General features: G+C 68.5%; 14 protein-coding genes. 10 read left to right on the top strand and 4 right to left on the bottom strand.

Translation table 11 applies throughout. The annotated features are described in order from the left end of the window. Window positions 1-12 precede the first annotated feature (12 nt). On the bottom strand, window positions 13-924 hold the full coding sequence (locus ACZ50J_RS19400) for a DUF6801 domain-containing protein (RefSeq protein WP_464298795.1): 912 nt from the start codon (window positions 922-924) through the stop codon (window positions 13-15). Between the two features lie 187 nt (window positions 925-1,111). Here ACZ50J_RS19400 and ACZ50J_RS19395 point away from each other — a divergent pair, with 187 nt between their 5' ends. Next, window positions 1,112-1,858, top strand: a complete 747-nt coding sequence (locus ACZ50J_RS19395; protein WP_464298794.1) for a sugar isomerase domain-containing protein — start codon at window positions 1,112-1,114, stop codon at window positions 1,856-1,858. A gap of 144 nt (window positions 1,859-2,002) precedes the next feature. Here ACZ50J_RS19395 and ACZ50J_RS19390 read toward each other — a convergent pair whose 3' ends face one another. Both ACZ50J_RS19390 and ACZ50J_RS19385 read right to left on the bottom strand, forming a co-directional pair. Next, window positions 2,003-3,163: an NADH-quinone oxidoreductase subunit D gene (locus ACZ50J_RS19390; protein WP_464298793.1), complete on the bottom strand. Its 1,161-nt coding sequence runs from the start codon at window positions 3,161-3,163 to the stop codon at window positions 2,003-2,005. Window positions 3,164-3,187: 24 nt separating this feature from the next. After that, window positions 3,188-4,180, bottom strand: a complete 993-nt coding sequence (locus ACZ50J_RS19385; protein WP_464298792.1) for an EamA family transporter — start codon at window positions 4,178-4,180, stop codon at window positions 3,188-3,190. A 123-nt stretch (window positions 4,181-4,303) separates the two neighbouring features. Here ACZ50J_RS19385 and ACZ50J_RS19380 point away from each other — a divergent pair, with 123 nt between their 5' ends. From ACZ50J_RS19380 to ACZ50J_RS19370, 3 genes are read left to right on the top strand one after another with little or no spacing between them, the layout of a single operon-like run. Further along, window positions 4,304-4,852, top strand: a complete 549-nt coding sequence (locus tag ACZ50J_RS19380) for a CGNR zinc finger domain-containing protein (RefSeq protein ID WP_464298791.1) — start codon at window positions 4,304-4,306, stop codon at window positions 4,850-4,852. Further along, window positions 4,849-5,883 (top strand): DUF8017 domain-containing protein, encoded by a 1,035-nt coding sequence (locus ACZ50J_RS19375; RefSeq protein ID WP_464298790.1) that lies wholly within the window; start codon window positions 4,849-4,851, stop codon window positions 5,881-5,883. Before ACZ50J_RS19380 ends, ACZ50J_RS19375 begins: the two co-directional genes overlap by 4 nt. Before the next feature lie 60 nt (window positions 5,884-5,943). Beyond that, the gene (locus tag ACZ50J_RS19370; protein WP_464298789.1) at window positions 5,944-7,182 is read left to right on the top strand and encodes a DUF8017 domain-containing protein; all 1,239 of its coding nucleotides are present in this window, start codon (window positions 5,944-5,946) and stop codon (window positions 7,180-7,182) included. Here the strand turns inward: ACZ50J_RS19370 and ACZ50J_RS19365 are convergent. Beyond that, window positions 7,157-8,140 (bottom strand): SAM-dependent methyltransferase, encoded by a 984-nt coding sequence (locus tag ACZ50J_RS19365; RefSeq protein WP_464298788.1) that lies wholly within the window; start codon window positions 8,138-8,140, stop codon window positions 7,157-7,159. The two genes, ACZ50J_RS19370 and ACZ50J_RS19365, sit on opposite strands and share 26 nt — an antisense overlap. A gap of 60 nt (window positions 8,141-8,200) precedes the next feature. On the opposite strand from ACZ50J_RS19365, the gene ACZ50J_RS19360 reads away from it, so the two are divergent. The 6 genes from ACZ50J_RS19360 to ACZ50J_RS19335 all read left to right on the top strand — a co-directional run bounded on the left by ACZ50J_RS19360 (window position 8,201) and on the right by ACZ50J_RS19335 (window position 12,679). Further along, window positions 8,201-9,091, top strand: a complete 891-nt coding sequence (locus ACZ50J_RS19360; RefSeq protein ID WP_464298787.1) for a Rossmann-like and DUF2520 domain-containing protein — start codon at window positions 8,201-8,203, stop codon at window positions 9,089-9,091. Further along, window positions 9,088-9,954, top strand: coding sequence for a pantoate--beta-alanine ligase (gene panC / locus ACZ50J_RS19355; protein ID WP_464298786.1), 867 nt, complete (start codon window positions 9,088-9,090; stop codon window positions 9,952-9,954). Before ACZ50J_RS19360 ends, panC begins: the two co-directional genes overlap by 4 nt. Before the next feature lie 62 nt (window positions 9,955-10,016). Then, complete coding sequence (locus ACZ50J_RS19350; protein WP_464298785.1) at window positions 10,017-11,516, top strand: AlkA N-terminal domain-containing protein; 1,500 nt, start codon at window positions 10,017-10,019, stop codon at window positions 11,514-11,516. Then, the gene (locus ACZ50J_RS19345) at window positions 11,513-12,013 is read left to right on the top strand and encodes a methylated-DNA--[protein]-cysteine S-methyltransferase (RefSeq protein ID WP_464298784.1); all 501 of its coding nucleotides are present in this window, start codon (window positions 11,513-11,515) and stop codon (window positions 12,011-12,013) included. Before ACZ50J_RS19350 ends, ACZ50J_RS19345 begins: the two co-directional genes overlap by 4 nt. 9 nt (window positions 12,014-12,022) lie before the next feature. Next, entirely contained in the window at window positions 12,023-12,208 is a 186-nt protein-coding gene (locus ACZ50J_RS19340) for a hypothetical protein (protein ID WP_464298783.1), read from the top strand. A gap of 144 nt (window positions 12,209-12,352) precedes the next feature. Then, the gene (locus ACZ50J_RS19335; protein ID WP_464298782.1) at window positions 12,353-12,679 is read left to right on the top strand and encodes a histone-like nucleoid-structuring protein Lsr2; all 327 of its coding nucleotides are present in this window, start codon (window positions 12,353-12,355) and stop codon (window positions 12,677-12,679) included. The last annotated feature ends 25 nt before the right edge of the window (window positions 12,680-12,704 follow it).

The following is a 12,704-nucleotide window of genomic DNA, read 5'->3' as shown; positions in this document are numbered from 1 at the left end:
AGTCAGGGGAGGTCAGCGACGGTTGGTGCGCAGTCGCCGTGCCGTGCCGAAGCCGAGAGCGCCGACGCCTGCCGCCGCGACCGCTGCGCCGACCAGGACGCCGGTGTTCAGGCCGCCGTCCGACGAACCGCCGTCGGTGATGATCGGCGGACCCGTGGTCGCAGAGGTGCTGGTCACCGTCTCCGTCGGTGTGCCGGACGCCGAGCTGCTCGACGACGTACTGCTCGACGACGATGACGACGATGACGACGAGGAAGATGATGATGACGAGCTGGTGCTCGACGACGACGCAGCCGTCACGTCGACTGTGGCGACCTTCGCGTCCTGATCGGCGGCGAGCGTGCAGTCGACCGTGACCGGTTGGCCGGCGTCCGCGGTCAGGGATGCGGTGAACTTCCCTGCGGTCACCGTCGCGGTGCCTGCGGCGTCACCGGCCCGCTCGTTCTTCGCGCTGCCGGTGGCATTGGTGACGATCGGCCCGTCCGCAGGCACGGTCGTCGTGGGCACGGTCAACGTGCTCGTCCGATCCCCGGGGGACGCGACCGCGCCGCTGACGGCATACGAGAAGGCCACCGAACCGGACCACGAGGTGATTCCGATCGCCCGGAGTTGCGTCGCGCCGTCGTCGCCCGCGGTGACGGCGGCACTGAGCTGCGAGCTGGTGAACGACGAACCCGCCTGCACGGTCGCGGGGTAGTTCGTCCCGACGGTCACCGACCACGGATCGGTGAAGGTGAGACCGAGCTGGGGCAGGGAGCACGTGTACGCGAGCGTGGTGGTCGTGGCGGCGTGCGCGGGGCCCGAGACGGCGATGCCGGTGATGGTCAGGCCGGCTGCGATGCCGAGTGCGCCGCAGGCGGACAGTGCCCGCGTCGTTCCGAGACGTCGGGTGGCGACCCGCTCGTGGCCGGTTGATCCGCTCATCGTGAGTCCTCGCAAACTGTCCCGCCCGGGCAACCGCACACGGGTCCGGGACAACAGTGACCCCTTTGCCGGGGTGCTGCAACCGATACGGTGAAACCACGGGTACCGCAGGGCCGTTCATCCCTCGCGCCGTACGATCGAAGCGTCCCGTCCGGGGCCCACCCGCCACCACCTCTGGAGCCACTCGATGAGCCACGCCGCCGAATTCCTGGGTCAGACCACGAACCGTCTCGAGCGCATCGCCGCTCATGCACAGGAAGGCGGCCTGGATCCCGCCATCGAGTTGTTGACGACGTCCATCGCGAACGGCGGGATTGTCCACGTCTTCGGCACCGGGCACTCCGAGGCCTTCGCGATGGAGGTCGCGGGCCGGGCCGGTGGGCTGATTCCGACCAACAAGATCGCGTTGCGCGATCTGGTCCTGCGCGGCGACGAGGACCGGTCGATGCTGGGCAGCAGTCTGCTCGAGCGCGACCCGCAGATCGCCGAGAAGTTGTGGGCGCTCGTGCCTGCGACTCCCGGTGACGTCATCGTCATCGCATCCAACTCCGGGGTGAATGGTTCGATCGTCGGATTCGCCCTGCAGGCAAAGGAACACGGCTATCCGGTCATCGCGGTGACCAGCCTCGAGCACACCGCGGCCGTCGAGCCGAAGCACCCCAGTGGGAAGCGCCTGTCCGAGATCGCCGACGTGGTGATCGACAACCTCGCGCCATACGGCGACTCGACGATGGAGGTCGACGGCTACGGCTGTGGCGCGGTCTCGTCGATGACCGCCGCCTTCATCGCGCAGCTGCTCACCATCGGCACCATCGAGAAGCTCGCGGCGGCCGGCGAGCCGCCGGTCTACATCTCGGCGAACGTGCCCGGTGGACACGAGCGCAATCAGAAGCTCGAGGACGTGTATGGCGACCGGCTGATCCGCGGAAGCTGAGTTCTCTGCTGCGACTCCTCACAGAACGGCCGGCGGTCGGCACGAGCAAGCTCGTTGCCGACCACCGGCCGTTCTGGTCGTCGTCTCCGCGGCGGGTCGGCTTGTCGACAAGTCGGGTTGTCGGGCGCTGTCGCCTGCAACTGCCTATTTGTCGATGTCCCCCACGACGAAGAACATCGACCCGAGGATCGCGACCATGTCGGCCAGCAGGGTGCCGGGCAGCAGTTCGCTGAGCACCTGGATGTTGTTGAACGACGCCGACCGCAGCTTCAGCCGCCATGGGGTCTTCTCGCCGCGTGACACCAGGTAGTAACCGTTGAAGCCGAGCGGATTCTCCGTCGCCAGGTAATCGCTGCCCTCGGGGACCTTGAGGACCTTCGGCAGCTTCACGTTGATCGGGCCGGCCGGCAGCGCGCCGATCCGGTCCACACAGGCCTGCGCGATGTCGAGCGACACGTGCACCTGCTCGAGCAGAACCTCCAGCCGCGCCAGGCAGTCGCCGTCGGTGCGGGTGACGACCCGGCCAGGGCCGCCGGGCGCGAAGAGCTCGGCGTAGTTGAGGTAGGGCTGGTCACGTCGCAGGTCGACGTCGACGCCCGAGGCCCGGGCGATCGGCCCCGTGATCCCGTATGCCGCAACGGTTTTCGCGTCGAGCACCCCGACGCCGTGGGTTCGTGCGCGCAGGATCTCGTTGCCGACCAGCAGGTTCTCCAGGTCGGGCATACGACGTCGTACCGCTGCGATCGCCTCGCTGACCCGGCCCAGCCAACCGACCGGCAGGTCGTCCCGCAGGCCGCCGACGCGACCGAACATGTAGTGCATCCGGCCGCCGGAGATCTCCTCCATGACCGCCTGCAACTCCTCGCGCTCGCGGAACGAGTAGAAGATCGGCGTGATCGCCCCGAGCTCCAGCGGGTAGGAGCCGAGGAACATCAGGTGGTTGAGCACCCGGTTGAGCTCGGCGAGCAGCGTGCGCGTCCACGTGGCCCGCTCCGGCACGTCCATGCCGAGCATCCGCTCGACGACGAGCGCGACGCCGATCTCGTTGCTGAAGGCGGACAGCCAGTCGTGCCGGTTGGCCAGCACCATGATCTGCCGGTAGTCGCGGACCTCGAAGAGCTTCTCCGCGCCGCGATGCATGTAGCCGACGATCGGCTCGGCGTGCTTGATGCGCTCGCCGTCCAGGGTGACGCGCAATCGGAGCACGCCGTGCGTCGCGGGATGCTGCGGCCCGATGTTGAGGACCATGTCCGCGGTCGCCAGACCACCGGCGCCGACTCCGACGGTGAGTTCGCGTTCTGGCATGCGGGCCAGTCTGCCAGTCGTGACCTACTGCGGGGTCACGGCACGCGGCCGCAACTCGCCCAGGCGCACCAGGACGACGCCGCCGACGATCAACACACCACCCAGCAGCTGTATGGCGAGAGGCAGTTGCCCGAGCAGCAACCAGGCGAAGAACACCGAGAAGAGCACCTCGGCAAGAGCAACGAAGGACGCGATGGTGCGACCGAGGCCGCGGGCCGCGATCACCCCGGTGAAATAGGCGAACGCGGTGGAGATGACGGCCAGCGCACCGAGCGGCAGCCAGAACGGCAGCTGATGGCCGACGAAGGTCGTCTCATGCGTGCTCGCGTGCATCGGCAGCACACCGACGAGTCCGAGCATGCCGAGGGCGACGGCACCGGCCGCCATACCGACTCCGGACAGGGCCATCGGCGGCAGGTCGTCGTCGGAGCGACCGGCGATGATGAAGTAGCCGGCCGACCCGAGAGCGGCGCCGAGGCCCCACAGCACGCCGGTGAGGGACAGGTGCGCGTCCCCGAAGACGTCCAGGACGAGCATCAGTCCGGCGACACAGACCGCGGCGCCGACGATGGTCGGCGTCGACGGGCGGACGCGGGTCCACGCCCAGTAGCCGAGAACGAGCAGCACCGGTGAGAGGTACTCGAGCATCAGCGCGACACCCACCGACAGATGCTGCACGGCGTAGAAGTAGGCCAGCTGGCAGCCGGCGACCCCGGTCAGCCCGTAGAGCATGATCGACACCGCCCTGCGCCGGACCAGCCCCCACTGACCACGGAGCGACCAGATCGTCGGCGGCGCGAGCACGAGGGCGGCTAGTCCGATGCGGGCGGTCACGGCCGCCCCGGGGGACCAGCCAGCCTTGAGCAATGCCGTGGCGAAACTGCCCGACGTGCTGAAGGCGGCTGCAGACAGTAGCGCGATGCCGATGGTGCCGAGGCTCGGCCCGACGCGCGGGGTGGAGGCCGTGGCTCCCAGGTCGGAGGGAACGCCGGGCGTCGTCAGGACGTCGGTGGTCACAAGAGCCTCCTCGCGGGTCATTCGGTGAGTAATGAGCAAAAAGTTGTTTTGCTCGTGACAGTGGATCGATCGTAGGGTGTGCCGCAGACAGGAGTCAAAATGCTTTTTGCTCATGACACGGAAGTGGCGTTGGTTGACGCCGCGGCGCTGGTCAACACCGCGCTGGAGGACCCCGATCCGCTGATGGACGAGGCGTCATACCTGGAGTTCGTCCGAGGCATCGACTGGAGTGGACCGATCACCGGCGACGACGCCGAGCGTGCAGCAGTCCGGGCATTGCGGCCGGAGCTGCGTGAACTGTGGACGGTCGACGAGGTCGGTGTCGTGGAGCGGGTCAACGAGTTGCTGCGTCGGGCTTCGGCATTGCCACGGCTCGTCAAGCACGACAGCTGGGACTGGCACCTGCACGCGACGCCGAACGACGCACCGCTCGCGACCCGGTGGGGTGTCGAGACCGCGATGGCGATGGTCGATCTGGTGCGTGCGGGCGAACTGCGCCGGCTGCGCCGGTGCGCGGCCCCCGACTGCGACGGCGTGCTGGTCGACCTGTCGCGCAACCGGTCGAAGCGATACTGCGAGCTCGGCTGCGGCAATCGGCTCAACGTCGCGGCCTACCGGGCCCGTCTCACATCGAGGGCCGAGGTCCCGTCGGAAGGTAACCTGCAGCCGTGAGCAACCAAGGGGACGGCCAGGGGCCGGAGCACAACGGCGGGCCGCAGGGGGAGACCGGCGGTCAGTGGACCGGCGGGCAGCAGCCGTGGAGCGGATCGCAGCCGTGGGCCACCGGCGGGCAGGACGCACAGCCGCCGTCGTGGTCGACGGGGGAGACCGGGCCGAATGTCGGCCCGACGATGAACAACCCACAGAGCTCCTACTACGACCGCTTCTCCGAGGCGTCCGGCGAGGGACTCAAGGTGCCGCATGGGGGTGGCGGTGGTCGGGGCAAAGTCCTGATCGGGCTGGCGGCCGCCCTGGTCGTGGTCATCGCGGCTGTCGCGATCTTCGCGTTGACGCGTGGCGACGGCTCCCCGAAGCAGGCCGGTCCGTCGAGCGCGAGCAGCGCTGCACTCGCGCCCGTGACAGCGACGACCTGGACCAATCCGACTCTTGGTGTCGGTGCGCGAGCCCTCAAGGCCGGTTGGGTGACCCAGAGTTCGTACGAGTCGGGAGTCGGGGGCCAGTACGACGTACCCAAGTCGAAGGACTGGAAGGTCGACTCCAACTCCTACGCGCTCGGCTATGCGGACGCCAACGGGACGCCGACCGCCATGGCCGGCGGCGTCGCGGAGTACAAGCTCGGCTTCTGCTCGGCCGACAAGAAGGCGCAGTCGGCGTGGGTCGGCATCCGCGGGATCGGCACGTCGGATCCGACCGAGGCCGGTCCGAAGTGGACCGAGAAGTTCATCAAGGGCATCGCCACGGCCTCCAAGGGAGGCAAGGACGCCAAGCCCGGCAAGGTGTCCGACGCCAAGAAGATCACGGTGGATCAGGGGACCATCCCGGCCGTGCAGTACACCGCCACCTCCGAGGCAGGCGACCAGAACAGTTGTGACAAGGGCAAGAAGTACGAAGTTCGGACGATCAACTTCTCGGCTGCGGGCAAGTCGTATCAGCTGGTCACCGTGCGGCTCCTCGGTGTCGCCGACTCGCTGTCGGCCGCCACGCTCGACGAGGTCATCTCGACCTTCCGACCGAACAGCTGACCTGCGGCGTCCGTATGCCGCCGGTCATCCCCATGACGACGAGATAGGTAGCCTTCAGCCGTGAGCGATCAAGGGAACGGCCAGTGGCCGCAGCAGCCGGACCCCCAGAGCGGGCACGAGGGGAACGGCTCGGCGGGGCAGCCACCACAGCAGGGTCCCGGACCGAACACCGGAGGGCATCGACTCCCGGGCGGCAACACCGGCGGCCAGCAGGCGCCCGGTAACACGGGCGGTCAGCAGGCGCCCGGTAACACGGGCGGCCAGCAGGCGCCCGGCGGGAACACGGGCGGCCAGCAGGCGCCCGGCGGGAACACGGGCGGCCAGTGGACCGGCGGCCAGCAGCCGTGGAGCGGTCAACAGTCCTGGAGCGGTCAGCAACCGTGGGCGACCGGTGGGCAGGATGCGCAGCCGCCGTCGTGGTCGACGGGGCAGACCGGGCCGAATGTCGGCCCGACGATGAATAACCCACAGAGTTCCTACTACGACCGCTTCTCCGAAGCTTCCGGTGAGGGTCTCAAGGTGCCGCAGGGCGGCGATGGCGGCGGCCGCGGCAAGGTCCTGCTCGGGCTGGCGGCCGCGCTCGTGGTGGTCATCGCGGCAGTCGCGATCTTCGCCTTCACCCGTGGCGACGACTCCCCGAAGAAGGCCGTCGGCTCCAGTTCCACCAGCGCCCTGCCGCCGGTCAAGGCCACGACCTGGACCAACCCCACCCTCGCGGTCGGCGCCCGCGCGCTGAAGCCCGGCTGGCAGGCGCAACAGGCGGACGACGATCGCGGCGTGTTCGACGTACCCAAGAACAAGGACTGGAAGCTGGAGAGCAAGGACACGCTCTTCGGATACGCCGACCCGAAGAGCGGCAAGGCGTTGGTGGTCGCGAAGGCGCCGGCGCAGTTCGGTGTCGGCTACTGCTCGAAGGACAAGAACGACGAGATCGCCTGGTTCGGTCTGGTCAACGTCGGCAAGCGCGACCCCTCCGATGCCGGCCCCGACCTCACCCAGAAATTCGCCGATGCGATCGCGCTCAAGAAGGACGGCAAGAAGGCGAAGGAGAGCAAGCTGTCCGCCGCCAAGCAGGTCAAGGTGAATCAGGGGACGATTCCGGCACTGCAGTACACGATGACGACGGCCATCGGCGATCCGAACGGCTGCCCGGGCTCGAAGATCGAGGTCCGGACGGTCACGTTCTCGTCCGGCGGCAAGTCATATCAGCTGGTGTTGGTCCGCAGCCTGGACTCGCCGCGGAAGCTCGCGGACACGACGGTCGACGAGGTCATCAGCACTTTCCGTCCGAGCAACTGACGACTCGTCGGCGGCGGATCGTGCTGATGGCCCACCAGAAGTCGCCCAGGCCGCCCGGTGCGGTGAGCTGGGCGTAACTGCCGCGGTCCGCCAACCCGCGCAGGTATGCCGGAGGGTCGGCACTGGCCAGGGAAATGTCGGGTGCCTCCGCTCGTAGCCCGAGTCGGTCGAAAAGCGTGCGTTGGCGCACCAATTCGTCCGCTCCGAGGGTGTCCATCGCGACGTGCGCGGTGATGTCGGTGCTGCCGTCCGGACGTGGCGGACACAGCGTGCCGTCGCGATAGCCGGTCAGGGTGCCCCAGCGAGGACGGTCGTCGGCGAGGTGGCCATAGTCCACTGCCACCAACAACCCGCAGTCGATGCGCGCTCGCAGCGCGTCGTATGCCACCTCACGTGACGTGCCGATCTCGGCTCGGTCACCTTCCGATGCTTCGAACCGCCAATTCCGTTGCAGCCACTGCAGGTCCGCCGATCCGAGGGGGTCGCCGAGTCGCTCCTCACCGGCCTCGTCGACCTCGACGGTCCGCCATACGGCGCCGTCGTGCTCGGCCACCGTGCAGGGCACCACGTCGAGCCACTCGTGCGCGATGACCAGGGTGTCCTGCAGGCCGTGCAGCTCCTCCGGCAGTCCGACGCCCCCGGGGGTGCGCAACCAGTCCGCATCGTCCGGCACGCGCCCGGGCCGCTCGACGACGTCGACACCGGTCAGCTGCAGGGCCGGCGCGATGGCGGCCACCTCGGCGAGGAGTTCGCCTCGGCCCGCGCCGACGTCGACGAGCCCGGTGCACTCGTTGCGTTCGGCGAGTATGGCGAGAGCACGAGCCAGGAACCGTCCGCCACCGGGGATGCCCTGTGCCGAGGTTGCGAAATGGCCGGCCGGACCGGACGGTTGCCGGTAGAAGCCGCCTGGTCCGTAGAGCGCGTCGTGCCACGCCGACGCCCATGACTGCCACACCACCCGATCAGCCTAGGTGGACCTGCTCCACGCGGTCGGAGGCGTTCGGCTAGCGTCGTTCGGGTGAGTCAACTGGAGCGACCGACCCTGCGCGTTGGTGTCGTCGGCACCGGCCGGGTCGGGTCGGTGCTCGGAGCGGCACTGCGCGCGGCCGGCCACGAGGTGGTGGCGGTGAGCGCCGTCAGCGAGGAGTCGCGCGAGCGCGCGGCGAAGCTGTTGCCGGGGGTTCCGGTGCGGGACGTCCAGGACGTGGTGGCGTCGGCCGACGTCGTGTTGCTGACCGTCCCGGACGACGCCATCGGCCCGCTGGTCTCCGGGCTGGCGGCGAACGGCGCCTGGGAGGGTGGCCGAGTCGCCATACACACCAGTGGTTTCCGTGGCCTCGATGTCTTGCAGCCGGTCGTCGATGCCGGTGGTGACGCAGTGGTGCTCCATCCGGTCATGACCTTCACCGGAGCGCCCGGAGATGTCGACCGGATCACGGGCACACCGATCGCAGTCACCGCATCCATGGGTGCCGACCTGTTGGCCGATGCGCTGGCGCTCGATCTCGGCGGTGAACCGTTCCGGCTGGCCGACGAGGACCGGGCGACCTATCACGCGGCCCTCTCGCACGCCGCCAATCACCTGACGACCATCGTCGCGCAGTCCGAGCAGTTGTTGCGCGGCATCGGCGTCGACGATCCGGCAGTGCTGCTGCGCCCGTTGCTGGAAGCGGCTCTGGAGAACAGCCTGCAGCGTGGCGACCGGGCACTCACCGGCCCCGTCGTGCGCGGCGACATCGGCACCGTCGCGGCGCATCTGCGTGCGCTCGACGATCAGCCCGAGGACATCCGCCGGGCCTATCGCGCGCTCGGTGCCGCCACCACGAGGCGGTCGGCCGCGCGCCGCGCGATGCCGGCCGAGTCCGTCCAGCCCATGCTCGACCTGTTCGCAAAGGAAGAAGATCGATGACGTCGCAACCGGTGGTCGCACACAGCCGTGAGGACCTGCTCAACGCGCGAAAGTCGCTGGAGGGCACCGTCGCCACCGTCATGACGATGGGTGCGCTGCACGAAGGCCACGCCGAATTGATCCGAACCGCAAGGAAATCGGCCGACCATGTCGTCGTGACGATCTTCCTCAACCCGCTGCAGTTCGCGGCCGGCGAAGACCTGTCCCGCTATCCGCAGACGCTCGCGGACGACCTGGAGATCTGCGGGCGAGAGGGTGTCTCCCTCGTCTTCGCACCCACCCCCGATGTGGTCTATCCCCAGGGTGAACCGGGCGTGCGGGTCTCCGCCGGCCAGTTGGGCGAGGTCCTCGAAGGTGCTTCCCGCCCAGGACATTTCGACGGGGTGCTGACCGTGGTCGCCAAGCTGATGCACCTCGTCCAGCCGGATTTCGCCTTCTACGGGCAGAAGGACGCGCAGCAACTGCTGCTGATCCGGCGGATGGCGCGTGACCTGGACTTCCCCGTCGAGGTCATCGCGGTCCCCACCGTTCGCGAGACCGACGGTCTCGCACTCAGTAGTCGCAACACCTACCTGAGCCCGGCGGATCGCGAAGTGGCACTGAGTCTTTCGCGTGCGCTGCGAGCGGGCGCCGAGCAGGCGATCAACGGTCCTGCGGCCGTCCGCCGGGCTGCGCGGGAGGTGCTTGTGCGCGAGCCGCTCGCGCTGGTGGACTACCTGGTCCTGGTGCATCCGGAGACCCTGGAGCAGGTGCCCGAGTGGTACCGCGGACAGGCCCTGCTCGCGGTGGCTGCCAAGGTCGGCACCACCCGGCTGATCGACAACCAGCCCCTCGAGGTCGGCCCGACGACCGACACTCACTAGCCAAAAACCGACATGTCGAATTTTCGCTAGTCATTGTCAGTGGTCCGGCGCAGACTGGACGCATGCTCACCGATCACCAGACGTGTATGACGGCCGTGCGGTCGCGCGACGCCCGCTTCGACGGCTGGTTCGTCACGGGTGTCCGCACCACCGGCATCTACTGCCGGCCGAGTTGTCCGGCGACTCCGCCGAAGGCGCGCAACATCACCTTCTACCCGAGCGCGGCTGCCGCACAGGCCAACGGTTTTCGCGCTTGCAAGCGATGCCGGCCGGACGCGAGTCCCGGCTCGCCGGAGTGGAACGCCCGGGCGGACCTGGTGGCGCGAGCCATGCGCCTGATCGCGGACGGTGTCGTCGATCGGGAGGGCGTCGACGGGTTGAGCCGGCGGCTCGGTTACAGCACGCGGCAGATCGAGCGGCAGATCCGGGCCGAGCTCGGAGCGTCACCGGTCGCGCTCGCCCGCGCCCAGCGCGCGCAGACGGCACGCGTGCTCATCGAGACGACGACCCTGCCGCTGACCCAGGTCGCCCACGCATCCGGATTCGGCAGCATTCGGTCGTTCAACGACACGGTGCGTGAGGTCTTCGCCATGGCGCCGCGTGAACTTCGTTCGAAATCAAGGCTTTCCGCTGATGACGCGGTCGCCGGCAGCGCCTGGCACCACCTGCAGTTGCGGTTGCCGTTCCGCCGGCCGCTGCGAGTGGACAACCTCTTCGGGCACCTGGTCGCCACGGCCGTTCCGGGTGTCGAGGAATGGCGGGACGGTGCCTATCGGCGCACCATGCAGCTGCCGCACGGTCCGGCTGTCGTCGCGCTGCGGCCGGACGACGGATTCGTGGCGGCTCGGGTGTGGCTGCGCGATCTCGCCGACCTGCCCGTGGCGATCAGCCGCTGCCGCTGGCTACTCGACCTGGACGCGGACCCAGAAGCGATCGATGCTCATCTGTCGGAGGACGCCGTGCTCGCACCGCTGGTAGCAGCCGCTCCCGGCCGGCGCGTGCCGCGCACCGTCGACGGGGCGGAGCTCGCCCTGCGCCTCGTCCTGGGGCAGCAGATCTCGACCCGCGCGGCGCGAACCCATGCCGCCCGGCTCGTCGAGGCGTATGGCGAACCCCTCGACGATCCGGAGGGCGGCCTGACCGCGACCTTCCCGGACGCTGCGGTGATCGCGACCGCGTCGGACGAGACCCTCGCCATGCCCCAGAGCAGGCGAGCGACGTTGCGGGGCCTCGCCGCTGCCCTCGCCGAGGGGGAGATCGACGTCTCGACCAGCGCCAACTGGGACGACACCCGTCGGGACCTGCTGGCCCTGCCCGGGATCGGGCCGTGGACTGTCGAGGGTGTCGCGATGCGCGCACTCGGCGACCCGGACGCGTTCCTCGCGACCGATCTCGGCGTCCGGCAGGCGATGGCGCGCCTCGGCATACCCGACAGCGGGCGAGCGGCCGTCGCCGCCACCGAGCCGTGGCGCCCCTGGCGCGCCTACGCCGTACAACACCTCTGGGCCAGCGGCCCGCACGAGATCAACCAGCTTCCCGAGAACGCAAGGAGTGCGTCATGAACAAGCGTCACGAAGTGGTCCCGACCCCGATCGGTCCGGTCACCCTGATCGCCGACGGCGACGAGTTGATCGCGGTCTACATGGAGGTCCACAAGTACGCACCGGACCCGGACGAGTACGGCGTGCGGGTCGAGAGCGACCCGGTGCTGGACGAAGCTGCCCGGCAGTTGACCGAGTACTTCGCCAGCGAGCGGACCGAGTTCGATCTGCCGCTCCGCCCGATCGGGACCGAATTCCAGCGGCGCGTATGGCAGGCGTTGCGCGACATACCCTTCGGGCAGACCTGGAGTTATGGCGAATTGGCCGAGCACATCGGCAGTCCGACCGCCAGCCGCGCCGTCGGACTGGCCAATGGCCGCAACCCGATCTCGATCGTGATCCCGTGCCACCGGGTGATCGGTGCCAACGGGAGTATGACGGGCTACGGCGGTGGCATCGAGCGCAAGCGCTGGCTGCTGTCGCACGAGTCCGGTGCTGCGGAAGGCGCTCTGTTTTAAGGGCTTACCATGGATGGCGTGTGGCCCTACATCGAGACTCTGATCCCGTCCATCGGGTTGCTCTATCTGCTCTACATCATCCTCAAGCACATGATGGAAGGCGACCGGCGCGAGCGGATCGCGCACGCTCAGTGGGAGCGTGCGCAGGCCGAGGCCACGGCAACGGTGTCGGAAAAGCACGATCCGCAGCAGTGATTCGTGGCGTTGACCGCGACAAAAGATCGTTCGGCGATACAAAAAGACACCGGCAATAAGCCCTTCTTCGCCCTGCTTCTTACACATGCCCTGTGTTAGCGTTGTTTCCGGTCTTTTGGAAACCCCCTGGCAGGAGTAAACGTAATGGCGCAGCGTGTGCAGATTTTGCTCGAGGACGACCTGGACGGGTCCGAAGCGAGCGAGACCGTCAATTTCTCCATTGACGGCAAGGCCTACGAGATCGATCTTTCTGCGGCGAATTCCGCGCAGCTGCGTGACGACTTCGCGAAGTGGGTCGGGCATGCCCGACCCGTGCGCGGCGGTCGTGCGCGTGTCGCCCCGGTGCGGGCGGCCGGTCGCAATGATCTCAACAAGGTGCGTGAATGGGGCCGGAAGAACGGCTTCAAGGTGAGCGACCGCGGTCGCGTGTCCGCCGAGGTGCAGGAAGCCTACGCGCGGGCCAACGGTTGAGCAGAGCCTTCCTCGAAGGCGGTCC

Source organism: Flexivirga sp. G2 (genome assembly GCF_055397625.1).
This window is presented reverse-complemented; position numbering and strand designations above follow the sequence as displayed.

Bases quoted from the DNA above. Each gene is read 5' to 3' on its own strand.
- ACZ50J_RS19400 (WP_464298795.1), bottom strand. From the start codon at position 924: ATGAGCGGATCAACCGGCCACGAGCGGGTCGCCACCCGACGTCTCGGA.
- ACZ50J_RS19395 (WP_464298794.1), top strand. From the start codon at position 1,112: ATGAGCCACGCCGCCGAATTCCTGGGTCAGACCACGAACCGTCTCGAG.
- ACZ50J_RS19390 (WP_464298793.1), bottom strand. From the start codon at position 3,163: ATGCCAGAACGCGAACTCACCGTCGGAGTCGGCGCCGGTGGTCTGGCG.
- panC (WP_464298786.1), top strand. From the start codon at position 9,088: ATGACGTCGCAACCGGTGGTCGCACACAGCCGTGAGGACCTGCTCAAC.
- ACZ50J_RS19350 (WP_464298785.1), top strand. From the start codon at position 10,017: ATGCTCACCGATCACCAGACGTGTATGACGGCCGTGCGGTCGCGCGAC.
- ACZ50J_RS19345 (WP_464298784.1), top strand. From the start codon at position 11,513: ATGAACAAGCGTCACGAAGTGGTCCCGACCCCGATCGGTCCGGTCACC.
- ACZ50J_RS19340 (WP_464298783.1), top strand. From the start codon at position 12,023: ATGGATGGCGTGTGGCCCTACATCGAGACTCTGATCCCGTCCATCGGG.
- ACZ50J_RS19335 (WP_464298782.1), top strand. From the start codon at position 12,353: ATGGCGCAGCGTGTGCAGATTTTGCTCGAGGACGACCTGGACGGGTCC.